Raw genomic sequence first — 22,011 nt, 5'->3', positions numbered from 1 at the left:
TGTAAACTGTACCTAATCTAACATGAATTGCATTTATCAGCTTGAGTCCATATAACTAATCGGCAGCTTGCACAAAATGATAATGCAATTTTTGTAATATTTAATGCCAGTAAACAGCATCATAGCAGCATAGCTGCCCTGAGTAACAATGATTGGCCGTTGGATAACTATTATTTTCAGGAGAGGTGAATGAAATGAAAATCGGGGTTCCGAAAGAGGTTAAAAACAATGAAAATCGTGTGGCTTTGACACCTGCGGGTGCCGCTCAAATGATCCAACACGGACATCACGTGTTTGTGGAAAGCCGTGCAGGGGTTGAAAGCGGCTTTAGCGATGGAGATTATGCCACTGCGGGTGCGACTATTGTGCAGCAAGCTGTCGATGTGTGGTCCCAGGCCGATCTGATTATAAAGGTGAAGGAGCCCCTAGCCTCGGAATACAGATATTTTCGACAAGGGTTGATTTTGTTCACCTATCTGCATCTGGCCGCTGAGCCAGCACTGGCCAAGGCTTTAACGGACAACGGTGTAGCTGCCATCTCCTATGAAACGCTAGACGTCGAAGGAAGCCTTCCGCTGCTCACTCCGATGAGCGAGGTTGCAGGTCGAATGGCTGTACAAATCGGAGCACAGCTGCTGGAAAAGCCAAAGGGCGGCAAAGGCATCCTGCTGGCAGGCGTACCGGGGGTCAAACGCGGCAAAGTAACCATTATTGGTGGAGGGGTCGTCGGCACGAATGCCGCCAAGGTTGCCATCGGTCTCGGCGCAGATGTGACCCTGATCGATCTGAGTCTGCAAAGGCTGCGCCAGCTGGATGATATTTTTGGCAACCAGCTCCATACGCTGGTGTCCACCCCATCCAACATTGCTGAGGCCGTGGCGCAAAGCGATCTGCTGATCGGGGCTGTGCTGATCACCGGTGCCAAGGCCCCGCGCCTCGTAACAGAAACCATGGTACAGACCATGCAGCCCGGCTCTGTGATCGTGGATGTCGCCATCGACCAAGGTGGTATTGTTGAGACGATTGACCACATCACGACACATGATCAGCCGACCTATGTGAAGCATGGCGTCATTCACTATGCGGTAGCAAACATGCCGGGCGCGGTACCGCAAACCTCGACGCTTGCCCTGACGAACGCCACCCTCCCCTATGCTCTCCAGCTCGCGGATCTGGGTGTACAGGAGGCACTTCGCAGAAGCAAGCCGTTGCTTAGCGGCACAAATGTCCTGAACGGACATATCACCTACGAAGCAGTCGCCCGCGACCTGGGTTACCCTTACGTTCCGGTGGAACAGGCATGGCAGGCGAAGGCTTTGCAATAAAATAGCGCACCTCAAAGAACCACACATTCTCTCCCCTGAGGGTTAAAGAGGTGTGGTTCTTTTTTCTGTTCACTGTAGCCAATGCATTCGTGTATTCGCTGCTTTCAGACGATTTCTGACGAAAGGAATATCTGCAGATGGCGGTAAATATCCGTGATCTCGTCCAGCGACATACGCACCAGTCCGCTGGACGAGGGTGCCACAAATTCATGCATCTCGGGGATGAGCGGTTCAGACTGAAATCCCCAATTTACTTTGGATTTTTTACTGTATTCGGTGTATACGCCTTTGCCGACAAAGCAAGCGACCTTCGGACGATATTCCTTTAGCTTCGCATGCAGCTCCAGACGTCCTTTGGCGTATTCCTCGCGCGTAATGTCCTCCACGCCCCTGGTAGGGCGGGAAACGATATTCGTAAAACCGTAGCCAAGCTTCAGCAGCTCCCGATCTTCCGATGGATCGTACAAGCGAGGCGTCAAGCCTGCTCCCTCCAGTATGCGCCAAAAACGGTTGCGAGGATTCGCATAATGATGGCCTACTTCGCCTGATTTCAAGCTGGGATTAAAACCAATGAATACGACGGATAATCCATAATCCAAATGATCATCTACCTCATGCAGCTCTGTCTCCTGCTCTGACATGGGCCTCCCCTTCCTCAAACAATATCCAGCGGCTGCTTCCGTGTTGGCGGAGAAAAAGCTTCGTCTATTCGTTGAAGCTGCTCAGAAGTAAGCCGCATATGGGCTGCCGCCGCATTTTCCCGTACGTGCGATTCCTGTATCGCCTTTGGGGATTGCCCAAACATCGCCATCCCGTATAACCCACGCGAGCGCAATTTGGGATGTTCAGTGGCCTGATGCCGCTGGCTTGTCAAAGACATGGCTCTGAGTCCAATGCTGTCCACCATCCGAGGTCGTATACATCACAGGTGCCTGCTCCGAATCCGAGAAAATAGCCCAGCCTTCCTTGGCATTCGCCATCCCGATTTGCTGGCTGCCATAGCCGTCAAAGCTTTGCTTGCCATTGTTCCACGTTTTGCCGCCGTCATTCGTCCAGCCAATCGTATTGGGCTTGTCGCACGGTGCGCAGTAGCCGCCCATCAATGCCGTATTGCTGTTAACCGCATAAAGCATCCCCGGTGCCACCCCTTCATTTTTGGGAACCTGATTGTCCTGCTGGCTAATACCGGGTGCGGGACCGCCGCCAGCCGTGGCATTGGCCAGTACAGCGCGCCAGCTTTGACCGCTATCGGCCGTATGCCAAAGCGAATACGAAGTCTGATTCATCCCCGTGCCTCCAATCAGCTCAATCCATGCGTTGCCTCGTTCCACCGAACGGATAATGGCCCCGTTCAGAGGCTCCTCGGTTGTCCGTGACATGACGGCAGTCCACTTTTGCCCCCCGTTAACGGTGTGTAAAATCTGGAACGAGCGGTCTGTGTCCTGCGCTACCACCCAGCCGTTTTGCCGATCATGAAAATAGGGCTGTCCCACTGTATGATCAGGCACAGGAAGCGCAGACCAGCTTTGTCCGCCATCCTTCGTATATTGGCTGCTGCTGAATCCTTCTTTGGAGGATATAAAGTGTAAAAAGCCTGCTATTCCTTGCTTAGGCACTGTCCCTACAGTCTCCCAGCGTTTGCCGCCATCGCGCGTTGCCAGCAGCGACCCGCTATCGGCCATAACAGCCCAGGCCTGCTGGTCGTTCAAGGCAAAAATCTGCTGCACCGTACCTTGGCCCTGATATTGCACATTCCAAGCCGATCCGACGGAGCCGGATGTACCTGCGTCTGTCCGGGCTATCCAGCCATTGCCACCGATCCAGCCGGATCGGCCGTCGATCAGACGCAGCGCGGTAATATCGTCCATGCGGACCTTCGCTGCATTGGCGTCCGTAGATGCTTGTCCTCCGGTCCCTGGCGTAGCGGATGGGGATGTAGTATTGCTCCCGTCAGAAGCGGTCTGCTGTTCCGGTGTATGTACAGCCGCTCCTGAACCGTTCGCCTGTGCCGACGTTGAACCTGGCTGCTCATTCTGGACCGCTTGTCCCTCCGATTTTTTCGGTCCGTTTTGTGCACCAGTTCCACATCCCGCCGCCATGATGGCTACGGCGAGCAAAAGCAGCCATGCCGATGTTTTTTTCTTCATTTTCGTTCATCCCCTTAGGTTGTTGATATACATGCTGTGCGGGTATCGTGATCACAGCAGGGCATATTCTATGTATTACCCTACTGTCCTCGTTTCACTCTTGCGAGTCCAGAGCAACAAAGCCTCCTCTTTCAATGGCCCGGGTTCCTTCTTCGCTTTGCAGCCAATCGAGCAATCGCTGCAGAGAAGGACGTGGCTTCTCACCTTCCCGTGTGACCACGAATAGTTGAGCCGTAAATGGATATTGCCCCGAACGGATATGTTCTTTGTTCGGCTCCACTCCATCAATAGGCAGAAACTTAACCTCTTGACGATTATGCATCACATTGGCAAAATAATAAAATGAATAGCCAAGCGCGTTGTGATCCTTGTTAAAATCTGCGACTGCATTAATCATACCACCCATAATGCCAATTTGGAGTTCCCGAGGCGGTTCAGTCATCTCATGGCCTTCCATTACCTTCTTTTCCATATACGTCTGACTACCTGAATTTTCCTCCCGCTGATAAGCAATGATTGGCTGATCCTTTCCCCCTACTTCATTCCAATTATGAATAGATCCTTCATATATGCGGCGAACCTGTTCTGAAGAAAGTCCCTTAACCGGATTTTCTTGATGTACGAGAAAAATAAATGCATCCCGTCCAATGGGGATGAGCTTCATGTGTACCCCGCGGCTTTTCGCCAGACGCAGTTCCTCATCGGATGGTCCGGCCACCAGAATCAGATCCGCCTTCTTTTCGATCAAATTTACATATGCCTGATGTGTCGTATTGAATCTCAGTTCGTGTGCTGCGCGCGCCTGGCTCATTCCGGTCAATTCATGCAGCATATCCTGTGCGAACGGAATGGCCGCAGTAGCTCCGTCAACTACCGGAAAATCCCTCTCGGCAATGTATGGATGTTGAGGAAGCCTCAATGCAATCGTCAGTACAATGATGAGCGCAGCGGACATCGAAACGACTACCCATTGCCATCTATGATCTGCCTTTCCGTCCTTGTCGGTTACCGCTGGATAACGATCTACCTCAACACCTATTACCATACCAGCTATCGGCAGCAGTACAGTCAGCAGAAACCAGATTTCACTATGCTGTGTATAAGGCTCCAATACCTCCAGCACAGGCGCCGCCCAAGCGTGATAAAGTGAAAACAGCTCCCACGAGCCTCCCCACACCTCAGCAGGTTGACCGCCAGATCCCTGTAGCCCCACAATCCACAGGCACAGCCCACACAATAATGATAACAGTCCGGTCAGCATCAGTGGAAGCTTATGCATGCTGGAAATACGTGCACTCAAGGCACCGTAAGCCGCAAAAATCAGTCCGACAATCCAAGCGTATAGCACCAGCATCACAATCACGGCTGTATCTGTTACACCTTCATGTCTCAGCAGAAGCTGCACATTGGATGCCACAACGATACTCCAAATGACATTAAACATGACTGAAAACAATCCAAACATAAACGTACCGCCCAGCCATGGCCAAAACCATGCTATCCGCACAGAAGCGCCTTTCTCCGTATCAGCTATAACTCCCTTTGGATCAGACATGCACATCCCCCTATACCTATATATGAAATGAGACTGTAAGCAATTGCTTCTTCATTGTACAATTATGGTAAAGATTAGTATACGAGGAGATGGTAAAATGTGCGTATCCGATCATCAGGATCATACATCCGATGTAACCTTGCTCCGAAAAGCACACGATGATCTATGGTATTCCTTACAGCATATTCCGAATGACGAGGCACTCAAGTTGCTTCACAGCTTTGCAACACAGGTAGCGTTCTATCATGAGAAAAAGGACAAGGAAGCGGACTGGAAAAGCTACTTCAGAACCCCCTTGCCCTATATAGCGATAGCCGTTGGTATTTCACTACCAGCCACCATGTGGCTTCTGATTTTGTTCTTACCCTAATGTGTATGGCAAAAAAGGCCTCCCCTGCAGGAAGGCCTTTTTGGTATTGGATCTTCTTTAGATTACTCTGGCATGAATCAAAAAACGGTGCTGCTTCACGTCCCAATATCCATCACGTTGGATGTCCAAATACAGACCATACAGCTGTTCTATATATTTCTGTGGCTGAAAGTCTGCAATCGCTTGACTCTCTATGCCTCTAATTACGTCAGTCCAAATGTGGAGAAGCTCTTGCTTGTTGTTCCGAGCCTTTTAAGGAGCTATCGGTAAAGCCTTCGCAAGCTCCGGTGTGATGTCTTTTGGGGCTAATAAGTAATAAACCGTATAAAAGCCGGAACCGCTGATGGACTTGATTTTGACTTGGAACAGATAAGTGCCTTTCTCCACTTGTGGATCATAGCTATAATTATTTCGGTTATCCAGCACAGTATTCCAAAGTTTTGGATCTTCAATTGCGGTGACTTTATACTTCTGCTGCAATATCCTGAATAAATTCACTTCATCAATATACTTGCCGGGTTGATACGGCTCCTTCTCTTGAGAAACCATTGGAATAGCTCGAACCGATATAATGTCTTTCGACGTGATAATCACCTTGTCGGCGTATCCTTTACGTTCCAGCCAAGCATTCAGCTTGTGGAAGGATATGCGCCAATTAAAGGAGACGTTGCGCGTCCATTCCGGTTCTTCTGCTGAAATAGATGAAGGTTTGTTCAGAATTTCAATATTCCCCAACGCATAAGAGCCTGCCTGCATTTCTCTATAGCTCATGTCCAAAACTTCTTCTTTCAGTACTGCTTCAAATTCACGAATATCTTTCGGATCAGTCAGAACAACTCGTCGTTCATTATCATCTGTCGATTGAATGCTGATCGTCTCCGCTGTACCATACAGCTTATCCAGTGAGTAGCTTACTGTTTTGTACGGCTCAGACAGCATCACTTTCGCCAGCGCTGCCTGAAAAGGCCGCTCAGGAAATGTATAGCTGCGAGTCATAATGGTACCATCATCCAAACGATAGGCAATGGATATCCTTTGTTGAGGTTCTTTATTCGACCCGGACGTCTCTCCAGCTGAATGTGCTCTTACAAGCTCACGCTGTAAATTCAGCACAGCGGCGATAAAAGCTTTATCTTGCGAAAAATAAAGATTTTTCCGTGTTGATCCCCCGTCCAGATACAAATTTGGCCCGGCATAGACTTGCTCGACTGAATGCGCGGTTGGAATTCGTTCCTCGTAGCCTATCCAACCAGACGTGGGGATGTACATTGCCAGACCCAAAACTGCACCGTATGCAATCAACTCCAGCAAAGCACGAACACGTACAATTTGCCATGTCTTGCGGATTACCATCTCCACAGCAATATAGCCCAAAATAGCTCCAAGCACATACCCGAAGATCGACCAGTCTCTCCCCTGGCCTCCTGTGCTATAAAAATATTCTCCTATCAGCAGCATGGCACATAACATGACTCCTGCCTTAAATAAGGGTTGGAAGAAAGTAAAGGCCATGGCCTGCGTTGCCTTCTCTGCGAGCCGTTTGCGATATAACACATAGCTTAAAATCATAAACAGCAAGGAAACACCAATATAAATAAGCAGCTCCACATATGAAAATGCGCTACTCGACAAATCCATAATGCGGGCGAACGGCGATAAACTATACCAAATATTATTGCCGCTACGCAACCCCACGCCATTACTATTTTGAACAATGGTTCCAATAATCTGAGAGTAACCATATAGATTGTGCCCCAGAAAACGACTAATCATGGAGTACAAAAAAAAGGGCAACAACAGCAAAACATACACTACAACGGATTGCAACAGCGATTGCCCTACACAGATACCTACAAACACGGTAAAAACAAACAGGAAAATCGTAAGAACCGATACAACCAAAGCCCATGATCCAATGTCATTGATATGGAAAATAAAAGGAAATTCAACCGACGTGTTTAGCAGGGCCGTTACTCCCGCAGTCAGCCATACGGGTACGAGTAAAAGGATAAGACCGCTAATTAAATGTGCCGTTAACAGATGCTCTCTGCGTAAGGGCAGGCTGTGATATAAATCCGAGGAGCCCTGACGCTGAATAAAACGAAGCAGCATCACACCCGCCAGCACAGGTACGGCCAATAAAATGATATTTTGCAATCCATCGCCTGAGCTCGTAACATCGAACAGGCTTCTCAAAACCGTGGGCACTCGCTCGTTTCCAGTACTCATAAATAACGGCAGTGGCACTGTAAACAGTAATCCCGCCAAGTACAACAGACCGATCCAGCCATGCTGTCTCAGGCTTTGGCGAACCACGCCGCCGCTATAGAAGAATCGGTTGGATGTCATAACCCGCGTCCTCCATTTCATAAATGAAAATTTCCTCCAGCGTCAACGGTAGCAAATCGAATACATGCGGCTCATACGCTTGAATCGTTTCTGCAATCCGCTCTCGTTCCCCACGGATAATCAGCAGCAGAACACTGCCTCTCCGCTCCTTATGTACAACCGAAAGTTGCTTGTATACGGCTTCCTCATGCGCGCTTTCACGAAAAGCAACCTGCACCTTATGGGTATCGGACTTGAGGTCGTCGACTTCCTTTTCCAGCAGCATGCGTCCCTGGTGCATAATGCCGACGTGATCACACATGTCTTCGATCTCACGCAAATTATGGGATGAGATCACGACGGTCAGCTCGCGCGCGGCGGTTTCCTGGAACAGCAGATTTTTGATCATTCGTCGCATCACAGGGTCCAGTCCATCAATCGGCTCATCCAAAATCAACAGTTCAGGCATACAGCTCAAGGCAAGTAAAAATGCAGCCTGCCGCTTCATCCCTTTGGAAAAACGGTGTAGTTTACGTTTGGGGTCCAGCTTGAAAATGCCCGTAAGCTGCATGTATCGTTCCTCACTCCAGCTTGGATAAATGGAGCGATAAAAACGGGCCATCTGTTGAATCGTCGCCTGCGGAAAAAAATAGGGTGTATCCGGCATAAACAGAATGCGCTGCTTGACTTCGGGCTGCTCATATACGGCTTGCCCCCCAATCAGCACCTTCCCTGTATCCGGTCGATAGATTCCGGCAATCATTTTGAGCAGTGTCGTTTTACCCGCCCCATTCGAGCCCAGCAACCCAAAAATGGAGCCCTTCTTCACCGTAAGGGCGAGTTGATCCACCGCCTTTTCATCTGCAAATGTCTTTGTGACTTCCCTTAATTCAATCAAGGGACATCCCCCTTTCCTTCAATTGCATCGCTTCCACGTATATGGCGTCCACTTCCGGCTGCGTAAAACCAAAATGGACGGCTTCGATCATCTGCTTTAACAGCGCTGCCCGAATCTCATCCCGCTTCATTTGCTGCGGCTGCTGCTCGGCAGGTGTGACAAAGCTGCCCTTGCCTTGGACAGAATAGATATATCCTTCGCGTTCCAGCTCACGATACGCCTTCTGAATCGTATTCGGATTCACTGTAAGCTGAGCGGACAATGCCCGTACGGAAGGCAATTGCTCATCCGGCTGAAGTGATCCGTACACGATCATTTCCTTCACCTTGTCCATTAGCTGCTCGTAGATTGGCTTGCGGCTGCGGATATCCAGCTCGAACATGGACTTCCTCCTTTCAAAACCTGATCAGATGTATCTGCATATTTCAAACTGTTCTAACTGTATTATTATTAATAGTACAGTTAGAACAGTTTGTCAATCATTTGTTTGGTTATTTATTACAAAAAATAGCCGTGATGCATGATGCATCACGGCTATTTCTTTTAACATTCCTTCGACCCATAAGGCTCATCACGGCTCATATTCGCCAGCGCTTCCTCTTCCGACAGCTTAAGATCCAGTTGGAAGCGGAACGTCGATCCCTGGGCCTCTTCACTATCCACGCCAATGGAACCGCCTATCAGGTTAACCAGGCTTTTGCAGATCGACAGCCCCAGACCTGTGCCTCCATATTTCCGGTTCAGTGCGGGATGGAGCTGAGAAAGGGGCTGAAACAATAGGTGCTGGCGATCAGTGGGAACACCGATGCCGGTATCGGTTACACTGAACTCAATCAAGCATTTCCTTTTACGGCGACTGTAAACCTTTTGCTCGGCAAAGATGTTTATCTGACATGATATTGGATGTCTATAGAGACTAATTTCAGTGGTAATCTTAGAGCTATTTGTTTATACCACCCGGCTAAGAAAATGACGCAAAAATCGCTCCGCATCGACCTCAAGTGCCACATCGACAGAGGGCAGCGCCTGAGCTTCGCGCTCGTTTTGCACCTCACGGGTGCGACCGACTTCAGGGGAATCCCCCACCTCAACAGCAATACGCATCGGACGCGTCTGCACAAAACTGGAATCTATGGCTAGTCCAACGGCCAATGGATCATGCAAAGCACAGCCTGCAATACCAGGTCTGAAATTGCCATAGGCTTCCATATAAAAGTCCGTCATATCTGCCATAAACTTGCCCAGCTCGGTTCCTTGCTCACGCCACTTGTCTACATCATGCTGGGGAAGCAGCGTCTGCATGGTCACATCCAGCCCGACGAGTGTAAGCGGGAAACCCGCTCCCAGCACATAGGCTGCGGCTTCCGGATCAGCGTAGATATTCGCTTCAGCGGCCTCGGTCACATTCCCTCGTATTGTAACCGCCCCGCCCATAATGATCAGGCGGTCAAGCAATTTCGGCAATTCGGGGCAGCGATCCAGCGCAATCGCAAGATTGGTCAGCGGTCCCACAGCTACCAGGGTAAGCTTGCCTTCATAGCGACGAGCCTGTCCAATTATAAAATCAGCCGCATCTCCAGACGCTGCCTGACGGAACGGCGCTCCTTTGAGCTGGTTGCCAATGCCGTCTTCACCATGAATATGGCGGGAATACGGCTTGAACAGCTCACGGGCATACGGCTTGTGAGCGCCGGACACGACCGGAGCCTCTACACCCAGCTTTTCCAGCAGAATCAGTGAGTTGCGTGTCGCCTCCTCCACCGAGATATTGCCAAAGGTGGTTGTAATGCCGAGCAGCTCCAATTCCGGCGAATGGACAGCGTATGCAATGGCAAGTGCGTCGTCGATCCCCGTATCTACATCTAAAATTAACTTTTTACTCATGATGACCTCCACAGTAGAACAGCATTCTTTTTTATTATACACAATTTGAATGCTTATTCCCTTGATCATGAGGTTCTTTCGCTGAAGACGATCAAAAAAGCTACGGCAGTTATGCCGTAGCTTTTCCTTCAGGGTTTTTCTTCTATTGTTTAAGCGCACATCTTCTGTCTTAATCTTAAGGCTCGATTCCCCATACCAGCTTATCATTTTGGAACAACGTTACTTTGTTCCATTCTGTATAAGAGGTTTTGGTTGGATCAAACGAGTAGTCATTGGATTCGTCGTGATTAGACCAGTCGCTTTTGTTAATGCGGACCTGAATTTCACCTGTTTGTGCTCCAGCAGCAAGCGTGCCGGCAGCAGAACTGAAACCAATTTCAATATATTTGTCTGTAAAGGTACGCAGCACGTTATCATTACCTATTTGTGCCCAGTCCACTGCAGACTGCATGTCTTGGTTACCCTCTTTAGTGAAGTAGTAGCGGATTTTCAGGTCACTCAGCTTCACAGGAGTTGTCCCATTATTTTTTACGTTAAAAAATGGTTTAATTGCATTATTCGTTGGGTCGGTATCTCCAGCCCGGTACAGAACAGCCAGGTCACCTGCAGGTTCTGGTGTAGGTGTTGGATCTGGTGTTGGTGTAGGTGTTGGATCTGGTGTTGGTGTAGGCGTTGGATCTGGTGTTGGTGTTGGCGTTGGTGTAGCCTTCGATCCAACGGTCACTTTCACTACAGCTGAATCCTTGCTTGAACCATTTGCATTCGTAGCACTTATTACATAATAGTAAGTCGTTCCATTCGTCAAATCTGTATCCGTGTATTGTGTACCTGTTACACGAGACGCAATCGTTGTAAAAGGACCTTCCTCACTGGTAGCACGCTTCACTGTGTAGCTTTGGGCACCAGTGGAAGCAGCCCAAGTCAGATTCACGCCCAATTTTCCCTGTAAGTCTGCCGGTACTGCCGGAGCTTCTGGTGTTGGTGTTGGTGTAGGTGTTGGCGTAGGTGCTGGGTCTACGCTACCATCAGCAGCTTTGATTACTGGATATGCATTGTTCACCAGCATAACGAACTGATCATGGAACCAGGCACCGGAAATCGGAGCATTCGGCAATGCGCCTGTCAATACGCCGTCACTGGTTGTGTAAGTAGGATCACACATCCGGTCAAAGCCTTTGCCCTCATCGTTCGGAATGAGCGAGCTGGAGCCGTCGGAAGCACCCGGAGGCTTCGCCCATACATATGCATCGACATGGGAAGCCGGAGCGGTTTGAGGAGGTGTCCCCATACCTGCGCCACTGTTGTTACACCAGTTACCGCGATGGTCGCGTCTGTCCACACGGCCTGAGTTCACGTACGAATTAATATCGTTACCTGTAGCTTTAGTTGGACGGTTCGGCCCACCCCAGCCGTTACGGCCGGTATCAATCAGCATACCGAGAGAACTTGGCCAGCCTGCATTTACAAAATCTTTGTGCAGACCTTCTGTGAAATGCAGCTCATCGAAGTAAGGGTTCCATTCGTAATACTTGGAAGACTTGATCGGCTGTCCGTTAATATTCAGGTTGGAATCAGGCAGATTGGGCTCAACCAGCGGCGTAGTGTTGGCTGTATTGGTGATAAAGCCGTCTACGCTGGACAGTCCTTTAGATGTGTTTCTGAAAACGTTGGTATACAGGGAAACTGTTGCTGAACGGTTGTTATCCCAACCGAGCCAGCCGGAGTGACCGATATCTACGTATTTGTATACGTTAGGAATTTCGTTCAGTTTGTTGATTGTGTACTGAATGCCGGTTTCATAGATACCGGTGGATTTGGCTTGAGCACATTTTGGATCGCTCATATTGGTTACCAGGTTCGGTAAACTGTCCGGTTCAATGATCGTTACGATACGAATGTCCTTATATTTGGGGTTGGCAAGGATCTCAGCAATCTTGTCGACATAATCCTTTTTGTACGTTTCCAGACCTGCCTGGGTCAGCGGAAGCTCACCGTTGGAAGCCAAGGCATGACAATCCCGTCCGGGCAGATCATATATAATAAACTCTGCCGTAATCGGCGTGTCGCCTTTCTTTTGGGCCAATACTTGATCCAAATGCTCTTCCAGACCAAGATTGCCTGGAGTCCCGTTAATGGCAGCGATGCGATCGAGCCATACGGATGTCGGGAACGTTTTGACGGTTTGCATTTTCGCTTTCAGCGTAGCATCGGTAACCTTGGCAATTGACGTATCGACGAAAGCGGCATAATCAGGACTAATATACTTTGTTGCCCCGATATAAGGATTGTCCACATGGGATTCTGCATTTATTTTACCTGCCAATCCTGTACCTGGTAAAAAACTACTTGCGACGAGTGATAGCGCAAAAGCATACTTCATGCCTTTACGAAGCACTTGCTTTGTTTTCAATTCTTTCACCTATCTTTCTTAAATTTTGTTTACTCATCCTATGTCGTCACCTGATTGTTACATGATTTTGCGTGATTGCACCCTCTTTCCTCAAAAAAAGTAGCGTGCATAGCCGCAAAAGTAAGCGCTTTCTGTACTTCCTCGCGCTCGAATTTCGTATTATCCCCTTTTTGTCACCTCCTATGTTAGATTATAGTAACCCTGAAATCTGCTGTAAATTGAATAAATTAGGGTCTAGATTATAAATTAGGCACTCGGATTGCCACATTTCCAGTTATTTCCGTCTTCCCGTTTCTGATGACCGAGTCCCTCGTATGATGAATCATCCCTGATGTTACAAGCTTTTCCAAGATTCGAGTTCGACACAAAAGGAGCAGATTCTTAAAAATTAGGGTGCATTCTTTAATTTCCGTCAGCTAAAATCGACAAAATAAATCTCGGACTGCGATCCATGCCAAATGGTTAAATCTATCAACAATAAAAGGGTATTTTCAGACCTCATAGCCATGAAATTACCCTTTCTTGTTGTGTAGTTATCGTTATAAATTATCGTTACGCAGCATCATGGTCATTCATCATGCATGTGAGGATTTTGCAAAAATCCAATAAGCGACTTCCAATGAACAATATATAGATCGAAATGGTCTAGTTCGTCTATATATTGCACTTTGGAGCGACTGGAATCGAATTTTGCAAAATCCTGATGTACGTACATGTAGTGAACGCTAATGCGATGGTACCAAGCTGCTAGGCTTGGCTTGGCTGCACCTTTTCACGTTCCTTGCCTTTGTCGGATTCGCCCGCATTTTTGTTGGCCGCCTCCCGGTCCAGTTGCATTTCCTCAATCGTCTTCACCTTAAGCCTTGCCGCTCCCTCATAAGGACGAGTTGGGATTAGATCACCTGCAGCCAGACGCTGACGCGCCTCGGCAATCGCCGCTTCGTATTGTGGAAGCCATGCTTCCTGCGCTACCAGCATTTCATCGACCATCTGCCAAATTTCTTGTGGGTTACAAACCGCACCCACCAGCGGGTCCATCATAAACGCTTGACGCAGCAGCTTATCATCCCCATGCACAGCCGCTTCGACAGCCAGACGCTGGACGGAAATACTTACATTGCAGACGGCCGCAGGACCAAGCGGAAGCTCCCCGACATGTGGCATGGAAATACCGTTCCGATCCACGTATCCCGGTGCTTCAATGATCGCATCGTCCGGCAGATTGGAGATTACTCCGTTATTGACGACATTAAAATGCCCGCGGTATACACGCCCGGTTTCCAGCCCTTCGATAATGTACGAGCCGTGCTCCTCACCACGATTCTCCGCCGTGTACACCAATGGGTCTTCTTTCATCCAGTTTGGAAAATCGGTCTCGAACCAGTTGCGTCCTTCCGTACATACGCGTAGATAGCCACCTGTTTCTCCGTTGATCCAGCTGCCCAGATCAATCCAGTCGAGAATTTCATCCGGGCGCTTTCGGTACCAGGGAACATATTCACTTAAATGACCGTTTGATTCTGTGCTGTAATAGCCAAAACGACGAAGCATGTCGATTCGTACCTTTTCGGTGCGGCTATATTCGGGATGCTTTTCAAAAGCCTCCAGCAGTCCTGCCGTCAGATCCTTCCCTTTATGAGATGCCTGGATGTACCACGTCTGGTGATTGATTCCGACGCACACAATGTCCACATCCTGCTTCTTCAGGCCGTACACCTCGGCAATTTGGTGATGACCGTGCTGGACGCCGTGACATAGACCAATCGTACGCACACCGCCGTACTTGTTGCAGGCCCACGTCATCATCGCCATCGGATTCGAGTAGTTCAGCAGCAGTACATCCGGTGCACTCAGCTCGCGGATATCCTTGCAAATGTTCAGCATTTCAGCAATCCCGCGCTGCCCGTACATGATCCCTCCGGCACACAGCGTATCTCCTACACATTGATCCACGCCATATTTTAATGGAATATCCACATCAGTGGAAAAGCCTTCCAGACCACCGACCCGGATTGTACAAATAACGTATTTGGCATCCTTTAAAGCTATCTTTCGATCCGTAGAGGACTGTATTTGTATGGCCAAACCGTTCTCCCGAATATCCCGCTGGCACAGCTCGGTGACCATATCCAGATTGTGCTGACTAATGTCCGTAAAAGCCACTTCAATCTCGTTAAATTCCGGCACTGCCAACAGGTCTCGCAAAATTCCACGGGTAAAACCTATGCTTCCCGCTCCAATAAAAGCTACTTTAAATGGCACGGCAAATGACACGGCAATCAACCTCCGACATTAGAGTTGTGATATACCGTCATTGTAGCAACATACCTGTGGGAAGCGTTATCAAAATCATGACCAGATTCGTGTTTAGGTGTCAAAAATCCTAACCCGTTTTCCTCTTTGCCTTGTTATATTTTGACGGCATGATTACAATTTGCAATTCCTCCTCAATTACCGCGCGTATACTGACGATAGCTGCGTGAGGTTGTTTTGTTGCTGTATAATGAGTTGAATCTGTAAATATTCCCAAAGGAGTAGGACATGTCAAACCGTAAATGGATATTTATCCTTATCCCCGTCTTCCTGCCATTTGCCTGGCTGCTGTTTCAGTTCACTCTGTCTTCTCTGCAAATTCACCAATTTTCAGAGCAATTGAAGACGGTTTCATCAAAAGACGGGGCTCCCGATACAAAAGTGGTATTGATATCGCAGGAGTTGGACAATTATTACTGGCGGTCAATCGAACAAGGAGCCCGAAAGGAAGCGGAACAGTACGGTATGCGGCTCGATTATATCGGGCCGGACCGCATTAATCCGTCCGAGCAGATCAAACTGCTGGATAAAGCGATCGCCGCCAAGGCGGATGCAATTCTGGTTCAAGGGATCAATGATCCGGAGTATCGCCGATTAATCGACAAAGCGGCCGGACTTGGCATACCCGTCATCACGATCGATACGGATGAGCCGGACTCCCGAAGACTGGCTTACGTTGGAACGGATAATGAAGGAGCAGGAAAGCGGATGGGCGTGCTGTTGGCGAAAGCCTCCGGAGAGCGTGGCGACATTGGAGTTATGATCAGCAACGAGCGCGTCGAGAACCAGCGTCTCAGGCTTGCTGGCTTTCGTTCCGTGATCAGCCGCTATCCCAAGCTCCGCATTGTGGAGATTCGCTCCTCGGACATTTCGCGGCTTCAGGCAGCCCAGCAAGCTCAGAACATGCTCAGCCGATATCCGCAGATCCGCTACATGGTCGGATTCAGTGCGCTGGACGGCCTTGGCATTCTGGAAGCCTCGGAGCGGAGCGGAGCGCGGAGTTTGCAGATTTTCGCTTTTGACGATATGGCCGATACGTTGGAGGCCGTCAAAGATTGCAAAATCGAACTGACCATTGTTCAGCAGCCTGTGGAAATGGGGGCTAAGGCCATAAAACTGCTGAATGATTATTTAAAGGGGAATGATCCCCAGAAATTAACATACACCAGGGTATATGAAGTGCATGCGAACACTCCCGACAACATGGCCGGAGATGACGAACGATGACGATCAGAACGAAGCTGCTTCTGTTCATCCCCCTCCTAGTTGTGTTCGCCAATATCATCGCTTATTTTGTATTCCAAAGCGGAAAGGTCGTACAACAGAGCTACGATGAAATGCTTGGCCGAATTCTGCTCATCGAGCAAACCTCTGAATCGGCGGAAAGCAACTTAAAGCTCCTTTACGCCTATCTGCTTAATCCGAGAGACGATAAGGCTGCGCAGGTCCCGACAGAACGCCAATTGATGCAGTTGAAAGGCAGAATTCAGGAAGTCTCCGACTCGGCCGCCCCTTCATTCGCCGAGGAGGACTACGTGAATCTGTTGGCCACATTTCTTGAACAGAAACAAGCCGCAGTTCTGGACGCAAATGCACAAGATCCTCAATCGGCTTTTGAACATTATATTGAAGCGGAGAAAACCGTCAGCTATATCCACGAGGAGGGGCAGCGACTGATCGACGCTGAACTGGCTTATTACCGGCCGATCATCGAGAACATCCGGAACAAGAATGAGCAAATGAACGGATTGGGAGTGGCGTTGTTCGGCATGAACGCGCTGATGGGGGTTTTGCTTGCAATCTGGGTCTCGCGCAGCATTACTGGTCCTGTCGGCAGACTTGTCGTACTGGCGAAGCGAATCGCAACAGGCGATCTGAATATCGAGCCCCAACCGCGACGGGATGACGAGCTAGGCGTACTGTCGGACGCCATTTCGCAAATGTCCACCGATTTGAGCATCCTCATCGAGAAGGATAAAAAGAGCCTGGAAATGCAGCGGCTTGTGAAGGAACTGGAGCTTCTGGCCCTGCAAAATCAAATTAACCCGCACTTTTTGTTCAATACCTTAAATGTGCTATCCAAGCTGGCGATCCTGGAAGGGGCGGAGAAGACCAGCGACCTGATCGTTTCGATGTCCAATCTGCTGAGGTACAGCCTGCAGAAGCTGGACAAACCCGTAACTCTCCAGGAGGAGCTGGATCATATCCGCGAATACGTAACAATCCAGCAGGCGCGCTTCCGGGACAGAATTCGCTTTGATCTTCACTTTGACGCTTCCGTACTTCAGCAGCAAATTCCGGCCCTGACGATCCAGCCGTTGATTGAAAACGCTTTTCTTTATGGTGTGGCAGATATGGAAAACGGAGCCATTATCGCGTTGACGCTGTCGAGAGCGGGCGAAGATGTGCAAATTGTAATTTCGGACAATGGAAAGGGCATGGCGGAGGAAACCCGACTGTCCGTGCTCCGTCTTGAAGGCGGAGCCGAAAGCAGCAGTTCAACGGGACTTGGAATGCAAAACGTGTTTAAGCGGCTACAGTTGTTCTACGGAAAGGAAGGAATGGTTGAAATCAGCAGCAATACCGGACAAGGTACTGCCATAACAATACGAATTCCAGTCAAGAAGGAGAGTGAGCGGACTGATGTATCGGTTGTTGATCGCGGATGACGAGGCTTTGGAGAGGGAAGGACTGGAATTGACAGTGGAACGGGCGATGCCGGGGGTATTCCGGTTTATTCATGCCGGCAATGGCCGCATGGCAATTGAATGTGCGGAAGAGCACCGTCCCCATATTGCCATTCTGGATATCAATATGCCCGGAATCGATGGGCTCGAAGCGCTTCGTGAATTAAAGGAGCGGCTTCCCGATACCCGATTCGTGCTCGTCACCGCCTATGATTATTTTGCCTATGCCCGGGAGGCGCTCTCTTTGGGCGTAAAAGAGTATATTCTGAAGCCGGCGAAGCGAGAGTTAGTCATCGGTACACTGAAACGACTGATTGAAGAAATTGAGCGCGAGAAGCGGGCACGTACGGAAGAATTGGAGCTTAAGCACAAAATTTCACAGCTGATGCCGCTCGCAGAAAATGAGCTGGCTTTAATGCTTATGGTCGACCAGACGGTGGATTCGAGCGCTTCCCAGCTGTCGGAATGGCTGGACTTTCCTCTTGATCAGGGAAGCGCCATCATTGCCGCCTTTGACGGATACATGGACGAGCAGGATAAAAAGAAAATTTACGATCATTTCCGAAGCTATGTAAAAACGCATGGCCCGAATTCCATTGTAAGCTCCTTGATCGACCATCATGTAGCCACTTTTTTACGAAAGCCGCCTGCCACCGGCGAAAACGGCTGGCGGCAGCTGGTTAAACACCTTGTCCAGCAGCTCTCCGAGCTTGCCCGGCAGCAACTTGGCATAAAGACGGCCATTGGAATCGGATCGCTGCATAACGGCGAGGAAGGACTTCGCAAGTCCTATTTCGAAGCCGTTTTTGCCTCCACCCTACGCAAGCGGGATGGGGGTTACTGCCACTTTGACGAACTGAAGTCGTCAGAGGCCGGAAACACTTCTTTGCTTGCCGTCAAAGCGGAGAAAGGAATGCTTCAGCAGACGTACGTCATGTCAGCACTGCAACGGATACGCGAACAGCGGGAGGTTCAAACACTGACTATGCTGGGCAGGGCGAAAATGTATATCGAGGAACGATTCAACGATGATCTTTCGCTGGAAGAAGTAGCTGATTTCGTCCATTTGAATCCTCACTATTTCAGCAAAATTTTCAAACAGGAATACGGAGAAACGTTCATCGACTTCGTAACCCGGCTACGGATTGATAAAGCCATTTCTCTGATTAAGGCCGGCAATCTTGCTCTTAAAGAAATCAGCTTTGAAGTGGGTTATAAGGACCCGAACTATTTTAGCCGCGTCTTTAAGAAGATAACGGGCGTTCCTCCCACTGAGTTCAAAGGCCAAAAATAGCAGAGATTCATCCATGCCGACCATCGGCATGGATTTTTTTAAGCTCGAATGACAAGGTAATGCTAGGTTTAGCCCCTCTGTCTCCAATTCGGGAATCGAAGCCAAAATCGTGCATGAAAAGGTCCGTTTATTGAAGACGATAACCGGCCTTTCTTTTATAAGCGCATGTTATACTTCTCCTCGAATAACGGAATGAGGTTCCAGGAATCTGGAGGGGAGATGATAATATGGCAGTAATCATCAATAATGAAAGCGCTCAACAGAAAGCGCTTCAATCAGAAAAACCCAATATGCTTTTTGTTACGCTGGTATCCATCGTAGCTGCGCTTGGAGGCATCCTGTTTGGTTTTGATATCGCGGTTGTTTCGGGAGCAGTCGAATTCCTACAACAGCGTTTTTCGCTGAACGAATTTCAGGTTGGTTGGGCGGTGTCGAGTCTGATTGTCGGGAGTGTCACGGGAGCGGCTCTCTCCGGCTACATGAGTGAAAGGATCGGCAGAAAAAAGGTATTGCTGGCCGCCGGATTTTTATTCGTCGTCGGCTCGATCTGCTCTGCACTTCAAGATACGTTCACCGGGTATGTGATCTTTCGCATGATCGGCGGCGTCGGCATAGGAATCACTTCCACCATTTGTCCGGTGTACAACGCGGAGATCGCTCCCGCCAAATACCGTGGCCGTTTGGTTGCTTTAAATCAGCTGGCGATCGTAACGGGCATTTTCCTGGTTTATTTTCAGAATTCGTGGATCGTCAGCCTGGGGGATGAAGCCTGGGGTGTCTCAACGGCCTGGCGCTGGATGTTCGGAGTGGGAGCCGTTCCGGGACTGATCTTTATGCTCTTGATGCTCTTCATACCCGAAAGCCCGAGATGGCTAATTAAACAGAATCGGCCTTATGAAGCGCTGCCGATTCTGCTGAAAATTCACGGTGAAGAAGCCGCTAAACAGGAAGTGCTTGATATCAAGGAATCGTTCAAAAATGAGAACGACTCACTTAAACAATTGTTCGCTCCCGGTATTCGGGTCGCTCTCTTTATCGGTGTCATGCTCGCCATTATGCAGCATATTACCGGCATCAATGCCATTTTGTATTACGCGCCGGTTATCTTTAAAGGAATGGGACTCGGTACGGACGCTTCTTTGACCCAGACCATCTGGATCGGGTTGATCAATGTGTTGTTTACCATCGTATCCGTATGGCTGATCGACAAAGCGGGACGAAAAGTCCTGCTGATGATCGGCACCTCGTTGATGACCCTCTGTTTGATCATTATCGGAGCCGCATTCAAAATGGGTTTGACCACCGGACCGCTCGTGCTCATCATGATATTGATCTACGTGGCCTCCTACGCTATATCGCTTGGGCCGATCGTATGGGTTATGATCTCGGAGATCTTTCCGAACCGCATTCGCGGCAAAGCGGTCGCCATCGCTTCGATGGCATTGTGGGCCGGCGATTATCTGGTATCCCAGGCATTCCCTCCTCTGCTGAGTTCAGCCGGTCCGTCCAATACCTTCTGGACATTCGGAGCCATCTCGTTGTTCGTCGTATTCTTTATATGGCGCAAGGTTCCCGAAACCAAGGGGAGATCACTTGAACAGATGGAAAATATGTGGCTCGGAAAATGACCCGGCTTTAGCTCTCAAGAAGCCCGGACACTTGTTATAATGCTTGAAAACATATGGCCTCTGAAGTCATACCGACTTAAAATCGGCAATACTTCAGAGGCTTTTTTTGCTTATTTGTAATTTACCCGGCGGTTAAAGGCTGCGGTTTCCCGCGCCAGATTCCTTCCGCCCAGTACAGCCTAGCCTCCTGATGGCACACTTGCCAGCATGGATAACCCTGCTGCTGCCGCGTACTTCAAGGCACGGGTTGGCCCTCCCTTGGCGACGTCACGGCGAATGGAGGTAAGCTTGCTGCTCACTATCCGGGCAGGCGTTCCCAATACAGGGGACTGTGCCGATGATACTCAGCACCTTCTGGGCTACATTCAGCATCCTACCGCTCCCGCCCAGCAGGTTTGCCTTCGGTGATGCAGGTGTGGCAGGGGGAGCACCTGTCCTCCCCGCCTGACCACCGCCTGACCCTCCCCCGTTAGGTGAGCCCATTCCAGATCCGCCAGCACTTTTGGGCGCATAAGCAGCCCGATAAGCCTGAATTGACATCAGCGGCGGTTCCGGTACAGGCTCTAGCTCTGTTGTTGTTCGTTCATCTTTTCTGCTACTACCTGTTCACGCTTTCCCATTTCATTCAGTTCTTTCATTGATTTCTCCATACTAAAAAGGCTCACTCCTAACTCATAATTCAAGTTGGAATAAGCCTTTGAAAGTTTATCAAGTGTTTGGCAAGTTTTAAAGTGTTTGGTTGGTTGAATTCTTAACAGACCCAGGTGAGGTTATTTATTCAGCCGCCAAGCAACCCTTGATTTCGTCAGCTAGTTCAAGTACTTTCCTCCATTTAGATGAACTTCTAACTGCGTCTATATTCCATTCATCGCCTTGTTGTAATTCTAGAAATAAGTTTCTTAAAATAGAACTTTTATTCATCATCTCATCACTAATTAGTCCAGCATCGTTTAGTCGTTGCAAGATATCAGCGTATAAAAAAGAAGTAACCCCTGTATCAAATTCCTCAAAGATGTTATACCCGATTACCATATCATCCTCGCTTAGCAGATATGTTCCACACTTATCAATCGTATCCACATATAGCTCCATAAGTTTTTCTATAGACATTTTCTCCATCCAACAAATCTCCCTTATTTTTGAATAATCGTAGCCTTATCGCCAGGTAACGG

General features: G+C 49.0%; 17 protein-coding genes and 2 pseudogenes. 6 read left to right on the top strand and 13 right to left on the bottom strand.

The genetic code is table 11. From position 1 onward, the window contains the following. The first annotated feature begins 194 nt into the window (after nucleotides 1–194). A complete protein-coding gene (gene ald, locus BAZ21_RS06945; RefSeq protein ID WP_068498424.1) occupies nucleotides 195–1,325 on the top strand; it encodes an alanine dehydrogenase in 1,131 nt (376 codons plus the stop codon). 104 nt (nucleotides 1,326–1,429) lie between these two features. On the opposite strand, the gene BAZ21_RS06940 is transcribed toward ald, so the two are convergent. From BAZ21_RS06940 to BAZ21_RS06930, 4 genes and pseudogenes are all read right to left on the bottom strand, one after another. Next, nucleotides 1,430–1,966, bottom strand: a complete 537-nt coding sequence (locus BAZ21_RS06940) for a mismatch-specific DNA-glycosylase (RefSeq protein ID WP_068498421.1) — start codon at nucleotides 1,964–1,966, stop codon at nucleotides 1,430–1,432. Between the two features lie 14 nt (nucleotides 1,967–1,980). Then, a pseudogene (locus BAZ21_RS28420) lies at nucleotides 1,981–2,167 on the bottom strand (aldo/keto reductase); the annotation flags it as partial. 3 nt (nucleotides 2,168–2,170) lie between these two features. Continuing rightward, on the bottom strand, nucleotides 2,171–3,472 hold the full coding sequence (locus BAZ21_RS06935; protein WP_068498417.1) for a hypothetical protein: 1,302 nt from the start codon (nucleotides 3,470–3,472) through the stop codon (nucleotides 2,171–2,173). 94 nt (nucleotides 3,473–3,566) lie between these two features. Next, nucleotides 3,567–5,027 (bottom strand): PstS family phosphate ABC transporter substrate-binding protein, encoded by a 1,461-nt coding sequence (locus tag BAZ21_RS06930; protein WP_068498415.1) that lies wholly within the window; start codon nucleotides 5,025–5,027, stop codon nucleotides 3,567–3,569. A 64-nt stretch (nucleotides 5,028–5,091) separates the two neighbouring features. Here BAZ21_RS06930 and BAZ21_RS06925 point away from each other — a divergent pair, with 64 nt between their 5' ends. After that, nucleotides 5,092–5,397 (top strand): hypothetical protein, encoded by a 306-nt coding sequence (locus tag BAZ21_RS06925; RefSeq protein WP_141694949.1) that lies wholly within the window; start codon nucleotides 5,092–5,094, stop codon nucleotides 5,395–5,397. A 252-nt stretch (nucleotides 5,398–5,649) separates the two neighbouring features. Here the strand turns inward: BAZ21_RS06925 and BAZ21_RS06920 are convergent, their stop codons facing one another. The 7 genes and pseudogenes from BAZ21_RS06920 to BAZ21_RS06890 all read right to left on the bottom strand — a co-directional run bounded on the left by BAZ21_RS06920 (nucleotide 5,650) and on the right by BAZ21_RS06890 (nucleotide 15,179). Further along, nucleotides 5,650–7,746: a multidrug ABC transporter permease gene (locus BAZ21_RS06920; RefSeq protein WP_068498409.1), complete on the bottom strand. Its 2,097-nt coding sequence runs from the start codon at nucleotides 7,744–7,746 to the stop codon at nucleotides 5,650–5,652. Next, nucleotides 7,721–8,623: an ABC transporter ATP-binding protein gene (locus tag BAZ21_RS06915; RefSeq protein WP_068498406.1), complete on the bottom strand. Its 903-nt coding sequence runs from the start codon at nucleotides 8,621–8,623 to the stop codon at nucleotides 7,721–7,723. The genes BAZ21_RS06920 and BAZ21_RS06915 overlap by 26 nt, the downstream gene beginning before the upstream one ends. Next, nucleotides 8,616–9,005 carry a GntR family transcriptional regulator gene (locus BAZ21_RS06910; RefSeq protein ID WP_068498404.1) on the bottom strand — a complete coding sequence of 130 codons (390 nt, stop codon included), beginning with the start codon at nucleotides 9,003–9,005 and terminating at the stop codon, nucleotides 8,616–8,618. The genes BAZ21_RS06915 and BAZ21_RS06910 overlap by 8 nt, the downstream gene beginning before the upstream one ends. 161 nt (nucleotides 9,006–9,166) lie before the next feature. Further along, a pseudogene (locus tag BAZ21_RS06905) lies at nucleotides 9,167–9,511 on the bottom strand (ATP-binding protein); the annotation flags it as partial. Between the two features lie 60 nt (nucleotides 9,512–9,571). After that, nucleotides 9,572–10,507, bottom strand: a complete 936-nt coding sequence (locus BAZ21_RS06900) for a nucleoside hydrolase (protein ID WP_068498399.1) — start codon at nucleotides 10,505–10,507, stop codon at nucleotides 9,572–9,574. A 175-nt stretch (nucleotides 10,508–10,682) separates the two neighbouring features. Next, complete coding sequence (locus BAZ21_RS06895) at nucleotides 10,683–12,887, bottom strand: glycoside hydrolase family 6 protein (RefSeq protein WP_256020023.1); 2,205 nt, start codon at nucleotides 12,885–12,887, stop codon at nucleotides 10,683–10,685. A gap of 777 nt (nucleotides 12,888–13,664) precedes the next feature. Continuing rightward, entirely contained in the window at nucleotides 13,665–15,179 is a 1,515-nt protein-coding gene (locus tag BAZ21_RS06890) for an alpha-glucosidase/alpha-galactosidase (RefSeq protein WP_068499014.1), read from the bottom strand. 279 nt (nucleotides 15,180–15,458) lie between these two features. Between BAZ21_RS06890 and BAZ21_RS06885 the strand changes: the two genes are divergently transcribed. The 4 genes from BAZ21_RS06885 (at nucleotide 15,459) to BAZ21_RS06870 (ending at nucleotide 20,839) form a co-directional block, all read left to right on the top strand. Next, on the top strand, nucleotides 15,459–16,457 hold the full coding sequence (locus tag BAZ21_RS06885) for a substrate-binding domain-containing protein (RefSeq protein WP_068498395.1): 999 nt from the start codon (nucleotides 15,459–15,461) through the stop codon (nucleotides 16,455–16,457). Beyond that, nucleotides 16,454–17,899: a sensor histidine kinase gene (locus BAZ21_RS06880; protein WP_068498392.1), complete on the top strand. Its 1,446-nt coding sequence runs from the start codon at nucleotides 16,454–16,456 to the stop codon at nucleotides 17,897–17,899. Before BAZ21_RS06885 ends, BAZ21_RS06880 begins: the two co-directional genes overlap by 4 nt. Next, nucleotides 17,874–19,211, top strand: coding sequence for an AraC family transcriptional regulator (locus BAZ21_RS06875; RefSeq protein WP_068498389.1), 1,338 nt, complete (start codon nucleotides 17,874–17,876; stop codon nucleotides 19,209–19,211). The genes BAZ21_RS06880 and BAZ21_RS06875 overlap by 26 nt, the downstream gene beginning before the upstream one ends. 227 nt (nucleotides 19,212–19,438) lie before the next feature. Further along, on the top strand, nucleotides 19,439–20,839 hold the full coding sequence (locus tag BAZ21_RS06870) for a sugar porter family MFS transporter (RefSeq protein WP_068498387.1): 1,401 nt from the start codon (nucleotides 19,439–19,441) through the stop codon (nucleotides 20,837–20,839). 267 nt (nucleotides 20,840–21,106) lie between these two features. On the opposite strand, the gene BAZ21_RS06865 is transcribed toward BAZ21_RS06870, so the two are convergent. Then, the gene (locus tag BAZ21_RS06865) at nucleotides 21,107–21,379 is read right to left on the bottom strand and encodes a hypothetical protein (RefSeq protein ID WP_068498385.1); all 273 of its coding nucleotides are present in this window, start codon (nucleotides 21,377–21,379) and stop codon (nucleotides 21,107–21,109) included. A gap of 234 nt (nucleotides 21,380–21,613) precedes the next feature. Continuing rightward, the gene (locus BAZ21_RS06860; protein ID WP_068498383.1) at nucleotides 21,614–21,958 is read right to left on the bottom strand and encodes a hypothetical protein; all 345 of its coding nucleotides are present in this window, start codon (nucleotides 21,956–21,958) and stop codon (nucleotides 21,614–21,616) included. Between the last annotated feature and the right edge of the window lie 53 nt (nucleotides 21,959–22,011).

This window comes from Paenibacillus kribbensis, from assembly GCF_001705305.1.
Taxonomy (GTDB): Bacteria; Bacillota; Bacilli; order Paenibacillales; family Paenibacillaceae; genus Paenibacillus; species Paenibacillus kribbensis_B.
The sequence above is the reverse complement of the archived record's forward strand: the minus strand, read 5'-3'. Positions and strand labels throughout refer to the sequence as shown.

Excerpts from the sequence above, each read along its gene's own strand:
- BAZ21_RS06895 (WP_256020023.1), bottom strand. The coding sequence starts at position 12,887 with ATGAAGTATGCTTTTGCGCTATCACTCGTCGCAAGTAGTTTTTTACCA.
- BAZ21_RS06940 (WP_068498421.1), bottom strand. The coding sequence starts at position 1,966 with ATGTCAGAGCAGGAGACAGAGCTGCATGAGGTAGATGATCATTTGGAT.
- BAZ21_RS06910 (WP_068498404.1), bottom strand. The coding sequence starts at position 9,005 with ATGTTCGAGCTGGATATCCGCAGCCGCAAGCCAATCTACGAGCAGCTA.
- BAZ21_RS06875 (WP_068498389.1), top strand. The coding sequence starts at position 17,874 with ATGTATCGGTTGTTGATCGCGGATGACGAGGCTTTGGAGAGGGAAGGA.
- BAZ21_RS06880 (WP_068498392.1), top strand. The coding sequence starts at position 16,454 with ATGACGATCAGAACGAAGCTGCTTCTGTTCATCCCCCTCCTAGTTGTG.
- BAZ21_RS06925 (WP_141694949.1), top strand. The coding sequence starts at position 5,092 with ATGGTAAAGATTAGTATACGAGGAGATGGTAAAATGTGCGTATCCGAT.
- BAZ21_RS06930 (WP_068498415.1), bottom strand. The coding sequence starts at position 5,027 with ATGTCTGATCCAAAGGGAGTTATAGCTGATACGGAGAAAGGCGCTTCT.
- BAZ21_RS06885 (WP_068498395.1), top strand. The coding sequence starts at position 15,459 with ATGTCAAACCGTAAATGGATATTTATCCTTATCCCCGTCTTCCTGCCA.
- BAZ21_RS06870 (WP_068498387.1), top strand. The coding sequence starts at position 19,439 with ATGGCAGTAATCATCAATAATGAAAGCGCTCAACAGAAAGCGCTTCAA.
- BAZ21_RS06935 (WP_068498417.1), bottom strand. The coding sequence starts at position 3,472 with ATGAAGAAAAAAACATCGGCATGGCTGCTTTTGCTCGCCGTAGCCATC.
- BAZ21_RS06920 (WP_068498409.1), bottom strand. The coding sequence starts at position 7,746 with ATGACATCCAACCGATTCTTCTATAGCGGCGGCGTGGTTCGCCAAAGC.
- BAZ21_RS06900 (WP_068498399.1), bottom strand. The coding sequence starts at position 10,507 with ATGAGTAAAAAGTTAATTTTAGATGTAGATACGGGGATCGACGACGCA.
- BAZ21_RS06865 (WP_068498385.1), bottom strand. The coding sequence starts at position 21,379 with ATGTCAATTCAGGCTTATCGGGCTGCTTATGCGCCCAAAAGTGCTGGC.
- BAZ21_RS06860 (WP_068498383.1), bottom strand. The coding sequence starts at position 21,958 with ATGGAGAAAATGTCTATAGAAAAACTTATGGAGCTATATGTGGATACG.
- ald (WP_068498424.1), top strand. The coding sequence starts at position 195 with ATGAAAATCGGGGTTCCGAAAGAGGTTAAAAACAATGAAAATCGTGTG.